The sequence below is a fragment of the Streptomyces sp. MnatMP-M17 genome (assembly GCF_900091995.1).
Taxonomy (GTDB): domain Bacteria; phylum Actinomycetota; class Actinomycetes; order Streptomycetales; family Streptomycetaceae; genus Streptomyces.
In genome coordinates this window covers 1-9,765 of sequence record NZ_FMDK01000616.1, presented here as the reverse complement: position 1 = coordinate 9,765, position 9,765 = coordinate 1, and the positions used below count along the sequence as shown (strand labels likewise).

General features: G+C 67.8%; 9 protein-coding genes. 6 read left to right on the top strand and 3 right to left on the bottom strand.

Translation table 11 applies throughout. The features are described 5' to 3' along the window. Positions 1-271: 271 nt before the first annotated feature. The 4 genes from GA0115259_RS26095 (at position 272) to purM (ending at position 4,901) form a co-directional block, all read left to right on the top strand. Entirely contained in the window at positions 272-1,108 is an 837-nt protein-coding gene (locus GA0115259_RS26095; RefSeq protein ID WP_093601548.1) for a maleylpyruvate isomerase family mycothiol-dependent enzyme, read from the top strand. Positions 1,109-1,167: 59 nt separating this feature from the next. Further along, positions 1,168-2,067: an META domain-containing protein gene (locus tag GA0115259_RS26090; protein ID WP_093601552.1), complete on the top strand. Its 900-nt coding sequence runs from the start codon at positions 1,168-1,170 to the stop codon at positions 2,065-2,067. Positions 2,068-2,151: 84 nt separating this feature from the next. Then, positions 2,152-3,678: an amidophosphoribosyltransferase gene (gene purF, locus GA0115259_RS26085; RefSeq protein WP_093601546.1), complete on the top strand. Its 1,527-nt coding sequence runs from the start codon at positions 2,152-2,154 to the stop codon at positions 3,676-3,678. Between the two features lie 152 nt (positions 3,679-3,830). Then, positions 3,831-4,901, top strand: a complete 1,071-nt coding sequence (gene purM, locus GA0115259_RS26080; protein ID WP_093601544.1) for a phosphoribosylformylglycinamidine cyclo-ligase — start codon at positions 3,831-3,833, stop codon at positions 4,899-4,901. 276 nt (positions 4,902-5,177) lie between these two features. Here the strand turns inward: purM and GA0115259_RS26075 are convergent, their stop codons facing one another. Further along, a complete protein-coding gene (locus tag GA0115259_RS26075; protein ID WP_046508206.1) occupies positions 5,178-5,429 on the bottom strand; it encodes a DUF3073 domain-containing protein in 252 nt (83 codons plus the stop codon). A gap of 280 nt (positions 5,430-5,709) precedes the next feature. Then, positions 5,710-6,792 (bottom strand): Leu/Phe/Val dehydrogenase, encoded by a 1,083-nt coding sequence (locus tag GA0115259_RS26070; protein ID WP_093601542.1) that lies wholly within the window; start codon positions 6,790-6,792, stop codon positions 5,710-5,712. 160 nt (positions 6,793-6,952) lie between these two features. Here GA0115259_RS26070 and GA0115259_RS26065 point away from each other — a divergent pair, with 160 nt between their 5' ends. Further along, complete coding sequence (locus tag GA0115259_RS26065; RefSeq protein ID WP_093601550.1) at positions 6,953-7,792, top strand: DUF8083 family protein; 840 nt, start codon at positions 6,953-6,955, stop codon at positions 7,790-7,792. Between the two features lie 547 nt (positions 7,793-8,339). Further along, positions 8,340-8,546: a developmental transcriptional regulator BldC gene (gene bldC / locus GA0115259_RS26060; protein ID WP_003949541.1), complete on the top strand. Its 207-nt coding sequence runs from the start codon at positions 8,340-8,342 to the stop codon at positions 8,544-8,546. A gap of 570 nt (positions 8,547-9,116) precedes the next feature. Here bldC and GA0115259_RS26055 read toward each other — a convergent pair. Further along, positions 9,117-9,323: a DUF6274 family protein gene (locus GA0115259_RS26055; RefSeq protein ID WP_093601540.1), complete on the bottom strand. Its 207-nt coding sequence runs from the start codon at positions 9,321-9,323 to the stop codon at positions 9,117-9,119. Positions 9,324-9,765: the final 442 nt, after the last annotated feature.

Below are 9,765 nucleotides of genomic sequence, written 5' to 3'. Positions count from 1 at the left end.
TCATCGCGCAGCGACGCGACGGAGGAGCGCCCTTGACGCCCGGCCCGGAGTCGCGAAACTGAAACCTCAGGGGCGGCCCCCACGTCGCCCAAAACCTGCCGGCCCACCACAACTACCCCTCGGTCGTAACCAGCACCCGACAACCCCACCCCCAGCCGCGGTCCTGAACCCCAACCAACAGACGGCGGCCAGACGCCAAACCGACGCGTCACCGCCCCACTCCACTCTCGCGCCCGCAAGTCAGACCGTGGTGCTCCATTAGCCTCACTCCATGCCACCGGCCAAGAAGCGCACCCGTAGTTACGACTCCGCCAAGATCCGGGCCGCCGTTCTGGCGCAGTTCGGGAACGTACGCGAAGCCGTCGTCGGCCTTACGGCCGAGCAGCTTGCCCTGCCCACCGCTCTTGGTGACTGGACCGTTCGTGAGCTGGTGTCGCATCTGGCCTTGGCCATCGAGTCCGTCAACCGGACCATCGAACTCTCCGCTGAACTCTCCACCCAGCAGCCCGTGACTACTTCCATCCCCACCGCTTCCACCCCCGTCCTCCCCCTCCTCCGCTGGCCCTTCGTGACCGCCGATCTCGCCCCGGACATCAGTCGGGACGTCAAGGCAGTCGCCGCGTCCGCTTCCCCCGACGAGTTGTTCGAGCGCACTGCCGGGCGGATCGCCGCGTTGCTGCCGGCGACTCCCGATGATCGGGTGATCACGACGCGGGTCGGTGCCATGCGGCTCGGCGACTTTCTGGTTACCCGGACCATCGAGCTGATCGTTCATACCGATGACCTCAACCGGGCCGTGGCCGGGCTGGGCGTTCCGTACGACCGGCAGGCGCTCGCCGCCTGCACCCGGCTGCTCGCCGACGCGCTTGCCGTGAAGGCGCCCGGTGCGTCGACGGAGGTGCGGATTCCGCCGTACGCCGTGGTGCAGTGCGTGGAGGGACCACGGCACACCCGTGGTACGCCTCCCAATGTCGTGGAGACCGATCCGCTCACCTGGATCCGGCTCGCCACCGGCCGTACGACCTGGCGCGAGGCGCTCCAGGCGGCGCACGTCAGCGCGAGCGGGGAGCGCGCGGACCTGGGTGGATTGCTTCCGCTCATGAGGTGACGGAGGTGTCGGCACGCAGAGCGACGGAACCGTACGCCGCGACGCCCCGTCCCACGGGTATGCGGAAACAGAAGATCACCAACATCGCTGCGACCACCGCTGTCACTACGGTCACTGCCGTCGCACTGTTCACGCTGGCCGCCTGCGGTACGGAGTCCGGCTCCGGCAGTGGCTCCGGCGGTTCCGTACAGTCCGACCTGCCTCTCACCGATGTCCACTGGAGCGTCGACAGTCTGACCGTCGACGGCAAGAAGACCGCCGCGCCCGCCGGAGCGAGCGTGGAGATCGGCGCCGACGGCCGGGCCAGCGCGCGTACGGGCTGCAACACCATCGGCGCGGATGTCACCGTCGACGGCGACACGATCACCGTGGGTGACAAGCAGTCGACACTGATCGGCTGTCCCGAGCAGCTCCAGGCCTTCGAGAAGGCCCTCGGCGGGGCCTTCGCCGGAGAGCTCAAGGCCACCGTCGAGGGAGTCGAGGGAGGTTCCGCCGAGGATCGGCGGCTCACGCTCACCACCGCCGACGGCGACACGATCACCCTGACCTCCGCGCCGCCCGTCCCGCTCGCCGGTACGGAGTGGACCGTCAACGCGCTGACCGACGGCGCCACCGCGACCTCGCTGCCGCAGGGCACCGACGGCAAGGCGCATTTCACGTTCGGTAAGGACGGTTCCGTGGAAGGCAACCTCGGCTGCAACAGTTTCCGCGGTACCGCGAAGGTCTCCGAGGCCGCGCAAGGAGCCACGGAAGGAGCCGGGGAAAAGGTCGCCACCATCACCTTCGGGCGGCTCTCCGCCACCCGCAAGCTCTGTCCCGGACCCGAGATGGCCCTGGAACGCCAGGTGCAGAAGGTGCTGGAGGGCAAAGTCACATATGAGCTGCACCACCGCTCCCTGACTCTCAAGCAGGCCGACGGCCAGGGCCTGGACGCCGTGGCCGCGGCTTCAGGCAAGTAACCGGACGTCTTCCGACGGGCGATCGCGGAGCCGGCCCGCATCCCCAATTCGGACCAGTGGTCGATCTCGCCTACACTCGGTGGCGTGCCTCGTGGTGATGGACGACTCAACCACGACCTGCTCCCCGGAGAGAAAGGCCCCCAGGACGCTTGTGGCGTCTTCGGAGTCTGGGCCCCGGGCGAAGAGGTCGCCAAGCTCACCTATTTCGGACTGTATGCCCTGCAGCACCGTGGACAGGAGTCCGCGGGCATCGCTGTGAGCAATGGTTCACAAATCCTCGTTTTCAAGGACATGGGCCTGGTCTCCCAGGTCTTCGACGAGACCTCGCTCAGCTCTCTCCAGGGCCATATCGCGGTGGGCCACGCCCGCTACTCCACCACCGGAGCCTCGGTGTGGGAGAACGCGCAGCCGACCTTCCGGGCCACCGCCCACGGCTCCATCGCGCTCGGTCACAACGGCAATCTGGTCAATACCGCCCAGCTCGCGGAGATGGTCGCCGATCTGCCCAAGGAGAACGGCCGCTCGACCCGGGTCGCCGCCACCAACGACACCGATCTGGTGACGGCGCTGCTGGCCAGCCAGGTGGACGACGACGGCAAGCCCCTCACCGTCGAGGAAGCCGCCGGCCGGATCCTCCCCGATGTCCGCGGCGCCTTCTCGTTCGTCTTCATGGACGAGCACACCCTCTACGCCGCCCGTGATCCGCAGGGCATCCGCCCGCTGGTCCTCGGCCGTCTCGAACGCGGCTGGGTCGTCGCCTCCGAGGGCGCCGCCCTCGACATCTGCGGTGCCGCGTATGTCCGTGAGATCGAACCCGGCGAGCTGATCGCCATCGACGAGAACGGTCTCCGTACCCAACGATTTGCGGAGGCGAAGCCCAAGGGCTGTGTTTTCGAGTACGTGTACCTGGCCCGTCCCGATACGGACATCGCCGGGCGCAACGTCTATCTGTCCCGTGTCGAAATGGGGCGGAAACTCGCCAAAGAATCTCCCGTCGAGGCGGATCTGGTCATAGCGACCCCCGAGTCGGGCACGCCGGCCGCCATCGGCTACGCGGAGGCCAGCGGCATTCCGTACGGCTCGGGCCTCGTCAAGAACGCCTATGTCGGCCGGACCTTCATCCAGCCGTCCCAGACCATCCGCCAGCTCGGTATCCGCCTCAAGCTGAATCCGCTCAAGGAAGTCATCCGGGGCAAGCGTCTGGTGGTCGTCGACGACTCGATCGTGCGCGGCAACACCCAGCGTGCCCTGGTCAAGATGCTCCGGGAGGCGGGCGCCGCCGAGGTCCACATCCGGATCTCGTCACCACCGGTGAAGTGGCCGTGCTTCTTCGGTATCGACTTCGCCACGCGGGCCGAGCTGATAGCCAATGGGATGACGGTCGAGGAGATCGGGATCTCCATGGGAGCCGACTCCCTCGCCTACATCTCACTCGACGCCATGGTCGAGGCGACCACGATCGCCAAGCCGAACCTCTGCCGCGCGTGCTTCGACGGCGAATACCCGATGGATCTGCCCGATCCCGAGCTGCTCGGCAAGCAGCTCCTGGAGAACGAGCTGGCGGCAGGCCCGGCCAATACCGCAGCCACGGACGCGCTCCGCCGCCCGTAATGCCGCCGTCCGTAATGCCGGTGCAGGCCCCGCGGTCCGCGGTCCACGACGCCGCTCCCGCGATCCCATCTCTCCCGGCCGCCCCACCTCATGCACTCACCCTTGACCATCGAATGCTTGACGACCGAATGCCGACAGGAAAGTACCCAGCCATGTCCGAGACGACTACTGGTGCCAGCTATGCCGCAGCGGGCGTCGACATCGAAGCCGGTGACCGCGCGGTCGAGCTGATGAAGGAGTGGGTGAAGAAGACCCGCCGCCCCGAGGTCCTCGGCGGTATCGGCGGCTTCGCCGGTCTCTTCGACGCCTCCGCCCTCAAGCGCTACGAGCGCCCGCTCCTCGCCTCCGCCACCGACGGAGTCGGTACGAAGGTCGATCTGGCCCGCAAGATGGGCGTGTACGACACGATCGGTCATGATCTGGTCGGCATGGTCGTGGACGATCTGGTCGTCTGCGGCGCGGAGCCGCTCTTCATGACCGACTACATCTGTGTCGGCAAGGTTCATCCCGAGCGCGTCGCCGCCATCGTCAAGGGCATCGCCGAAGGCTGTGTGCTGGCCGGCTGCGCGCTGGTCGGCGGCGAGACCGCCGAGCATCCCGGGCTGCTCGGCGAGGACGACTTCGATGTCGCCGGCGCGGGTACGGGCGTGGTCGAGGCGGACCGGCTGCTCGGCGCGGATCGTATCCGTACGGGTGACACGGTGATCGCCATGGCGTCCTCCGGGCTTCACTCCAACGGGTACTCACTGGTCCGTCATGTGGTCTTCGACCGGGCCGGCTGGTCGCTGGACCGCCAGGTCGAGGAGTTCGGCCGCACTCTGGGCGAGGAACTGCTGGAGCCCACCAAGATCTACTCACTGGACTGTCTGGCGCTCACCAGGACGACCGAGGTGCATGCGTTCAGTCATGTCACCGGCGGCGGTCTGGCCGCCAATCTCGCCCGGGTGATCCCGGACGGGCTGCATGCCACGGTGGACCGCTCGACCTGGACGCCCGGCGCGGTCTTCGACCTGATCGGAACGGCCGGCCGGGTGGAGCGCCTGGAGCTGGAGAAGACGCTGAACATGGGAGTCGGCATGATCGCCGTCGTCCCGGCGGAGTCGGCCGACGCCGCGCTCACCACGCTCGCCGACCGAGGAGTGGATGCCTGGATCGCCGGTGAGATCACGGAGCGTGGCGAGCACACCACGGGCGCGGCGCTGACGGGCGACTACCGGAGCTGAGCCGGTCAGCGGCCTCGGTCACCCGGCACCGGTCACGAACGATGCGAAGCGCTCATGACAGTACGGAAACCGGCCATGGCAGCCACGGACGGCGGGTCGCCGATCAAAGTCGGCCAAAGTCCGCCGAGCCAAAGTCCGCCGAGCTGTGTCGGGCGTTCATGGACCGAGCGTTCATGGACCGCCCATGGCCCGGTGGACATCTGGGCAGCACAGAACCCGGTCCAGGACTACGGCCCCGGACCGGGCCACTGAGGTACTGCTCTGGGTATACGGACGTCAAGCGCCGCGGCGCTGCGCCGAGGGTCCGGACTCGTCGTCCTCGTCCTCGTCGTCGTTGTACAGATCCGCGTACTGTGCGTACGGGTCGTCTTCCTCGTCGTCGTCCTCGAACGGCTCGCCGTTCGGCGGCTGACTCGAGGTCGACGCGCCCAGCTCGTTGGCCAGACGCGACAGGTCAGTCCCGCCGCTGTTGTACTTCAGCTGGCGGGCGACCTTCGTCTGCTTGGCCTTGGCCCGGCCGCGCCCCATGGCTCGACCCCCTCGGTGACGGGGCTCGACGGCCCCAGAGTCTTGACACGCGTTCATGAATCAGAACGAGCTCTCCGCGGAGAGACCCGTCCGTAGGGCTTCAACGGTACCTGCTTCCGCGGCCATACGGTACGCCGCCCGCATGACGCGCCCCGGCGCAGGACCAACGAGGCGCCCCGTCCTCGCTGGTCAGCGTCGATTTTAACCTCTTCTGGAGGGGCGACCCGCCGACCGGCGTGAGTCTCGTCTCCCGGATGCCGGGTCGCCCCTCTCCCGACCGTCAGCGGTGGCGGGCCTCCGCCATCCTGTGCTCGGCGATCCGGTCCGCCGCGGCGGCCGGCGGAATACCATCTTCCTTTGCACGTGCGAAGATTTCAAGCGTGGTGTCGAAGATCTTCGCGGCCTTCGCACGGCACCGCTCGAAGTCGAAGCCGTGCAGCTCGTCGGCGACCTGGATCACTCCGCCGGCGTTCACCACATAGTCGGGCGCGTAGAGGATCCCGCGGTCCGCGAGATCCTTCTCGACGCCCGGGTGCGCGAGCTGGTTGTTGGCGGCTCCGCACACCACGGTCGCGGTGAGGACGGGAACGGACGTGTCGTTCAGCGCGCCGCCGAGCGCGCACGGAGCGTAGATGTCCAGTCCTTCGGTACGGATCAGCGCCTCGGTGTCGGCGACGACGGCGACGCGCGGATGCCGGTCCGTGATCCGGCGTACCGACTCCTCCCGTACATCCGTGATCACGACATGCGCGCCGGCCTCCAGAAGGTGTTCCACGAGATGGTGGCCGACCTTGCCGACGCCCGCGATCCCGACCGTACGGCCGCGCAGCGACGGGTCGCCCCACTGGTGCCGCGCGCTCGCCCGCATGCCCTGGAAGACTCCGTACGCGGTCAGGACCGACGAGTCGCCCGCGCCGCCGTTCTCCGGGGAGCGGCCGGTGGTCCACGCACAGGTGCGGGCCACGACGTCCATGTCCTCCACATACGTGCCGACGTCGCAGGCCGTGACGTACCGGCCGCCGAGCGACGACACAAACCGGCCATATGCGAGCAGCAGCTCTTCGCTCTTGATCTGTTCCGGATCGCCGATGATCACGGCCTTGCCGCCGCCGTGGTCGAGGCCGGCCAGGGCGTTCTTGTACGACATGCCACGGGAGAGGTTCAGCGCGTCGGCGACGGCCTCCGCCTCGGATCCGTACGGATGGAAACGGGTGCCGCCGAGGGCCGGGCCCAGGGCGGTGGAGTGGATGGCGATGACGGCCTTGAGGCCGCTGGAACGGTCCTGGCAGAGCACGACTTGCTCATGGCCCCCCTGCTCCGAGCGGAACAGGGTGTGCAGGACGCCGTCGGTCAGATCGGTCACGGTGGTGACTCCCAAGTACGAAGCGGCGGTGGGAAGTCCCCCCTGTGGGTGGGGAGGGACCGGCTGGGCAAGCAAGAGAGTAAGTCCTACGGGGGCGTAGATCAGCCGCAGTGCCCAGGATCACCCCCTGGAGGAGTACAGGCGTGGGACGATGCGCGGCATGCCGGCGGTGTCTTCTGTTCTCGTTCCTTACGCGTCCTACCTGCGGGTCTATGAGCCGCTGGCGGCCTTTCCGGAGCCGGAGAGAGACCATTGGGCGCGCTACGCCAGACGTGACCGTACGCCCACCGCGCAGGACGAACTGCGCCGTTCCCTGGCCGACTTGCTGCCGACGCCGCCGGTCGCCGTACCGGTGCACGAGAGCGGGGACGCGTTCGTCGCCGTGGTGGACGGTGTGGTGTGCGTCTGTCCTTGGCGTACCCGGCTGCGCGGCTGGCTGGCGCTGGAGGAGCTGGCGGAGTCGCTGCCGGTGCCGCTGCTCGACGCGGTGCTGCCGCCGGTCGTGCGCGGACAGGCCGCCGCGGACTACGAGCGCTGGCGGGACCGGAATCCGGACGCGCGGCCCTGGATCAGGACGGCGGTCTGGCAGGTGCCGGTGGGCTGGTTCACGCTCTTCTCCGACGACGAGCGGGAGTACGAGGCGGGCGGGCCCGGAGTGCCCGTACTGCGCTACCGGACGCCGATGGTGCAGGCGAGACGGCGGCTGGCCCGCGGGCTGAAGACGCTGCGGGAGACGGTGGACGACGGACCGCTCATCGATGGTCTGGTGGATGTGGGACGGTGGCTGGAAGAGTTCCATCCGCGGTCGCTGGTCGAACTGGACTACGGAGGTCTGGTGCACGCTCTCTCCGGGACGGAGCTCGCCGAGGACCATTCGGCCGCCGATGTGGCGGCCGGGATCGCGGCGTTGCGGCTCGGTGACGGCGAGGGCGCGGGAGCGGCCTACGGCCGGCTGACGGAGCGCTGGCGGGCGGTCAGGGAGCGATTGTTCGCCAACTGACCGTTTCGGGCAGGCGATACCGGAACGGTCGGCAAGCGGGCATGAACGGGTCCTGAATCGGGCTTGAAGTGCGTTTGAACGACACTTGAATTCGGACCCTGAGGCAGAGGTCTCGATCCGGGCCTATGCCCGCAAGCGTGACGGACCGCACTAACGGGGCTCTTGCGCCCATCGCCCCCCCTCGTGTCAAAATAGGACAAGGAGTCCGGGGAGGGCTCCTTCCGCCCAAGTGTGGGCGGATCACTCAGCATTGCACGCTATATGGGGGGTCCAGTGGCTCCTGATCACTCTGTGACTGATCGTATCTGTGACGTGACTGTCCGCTATGGCATGGTCCATCGGCTTCCGCCGCTGATGAACACCTCAGAGGGCAATTCCATCGGTTTGGCCGACGTGGCTGGACGGATGGTGTAGTTGTAGTGCCGAGGACAAGCCGTTCGTCCTATAACCGACTCGGCCCGCGTCCGCCATTTCGGGCAACGCGGGTCAAGGTGCAGAATTTAGAGGAAAGAACCGAGATGGTTCGGTTCTCCCGAGGAGGCCGCTCATGACCGCTCGCACCCCTGATGCCGAGCCGCTGCTGACCCCGGCTGAGGTTGCCACGATGTTCCGCGTGGACCCGAAGACGGTCACTCGCTGGGCAAAAGCCGGCAAGCTCACGTCCATCCGCACGCTCGGTGGGCATCGCCGGTATCGCGAGGCAGAGGTCCGCGCACTGCTTGCGGGTATTCCGCAGCAGCGCAGCGAGGCCTGACGCCTTTTTTCACGGCTCAGCAAGGCGCAACAAGGCACTACAGAGCCCAGCCGGGCTCACTGACCAGGGCACAGCCGGGTCCCCCATATCCGGTCGTCCCGACCTATAGCTCCATACGACGGGCACCTGCCCCAACAGGTCCCATGCCTATGCAACACGGGTAAGTCGTCGATCGCGCTGGACTCCGCCGGGTCCAGCGCGATCTTTTTTGTGCGCCGGGGGGCTGGTGTTCCGGTCCTGCTCGGCCCCCGTGTGAAGGATGAGGCGGGTGTTTCCGGAGGGATTTCATAGGCAGTGCAATTGCACATACTAAATTGATGGATTGTAGGAAGGGTGTAAGCGCTGCCCTTGGTCGAAATTGTTCCGTGATGCCCGTCACACCGCATGCCCCTTGTCAATGACGTCTGTCTCACCTGCTGGATCCGACCGGATCGGCGCCGACGGTGTCCCGGGGCCGGTGCGGACCGGTGAGAGGGCGGTCCGGCGGGTGTGCGGCCTGCCGGAGGCCGCCTGGAGGCCGCTCAGGGGCCGTCGGGAGGCCACGGCGGGATCAGCCGGGATCAGACGCGATCAGGGCGCGGACGGCGTCAGATCGTCGGGTAACTCGTCCTCGAAGAAGCCGTCGGCAAAGCCGTCGTCGGCAGCGGTGGGCTCCATGGCGAGCCGCTGGAGACGGTGGCAGATCGGGCAGTGGCCCGTACGGTGCGGATGGCCTGAGGCGGCGGCCAGATGGGCGCGCAGCAGCGCGCGTGTCTCATGCCTCGCTGTCGATGACATCCCGGACACCACCCCCCGGTGCGGGCCCCGGACTGGGACGAACAAAGGGCCCTGATGCTTAGGTACCCCCGGCGGATGGCGCCGTCAAGACACTCAGGACCGCGCCCCGGCGATTTGGGCACGCCATTACTGGGCCCATACCGGGACGTCGACGGCCCTTGCCATACCCAAGGAACTCGGCCGCGCGAGGCGCCTGCGCGTACGCCGGATACGGGCACACAAAAAGCCTCGTACCCGGTCGGACACGAGCCCTCCCCTGCGGCGGTCCTGACCGGATTTGCTGTGTCTGATCGCGGCTCCGCCGCGGGCGCGGCCTCCAGGGCGGTCCCGGATCTGGGCACACAGAAAGGCCCGTATCCGATCGGATACGGGCCTTTTCACTGCGGTCCTGACGGGATTTGAACCCGCGGCCTCCACCTTGACAGGGTGGCGAGCACTCCAA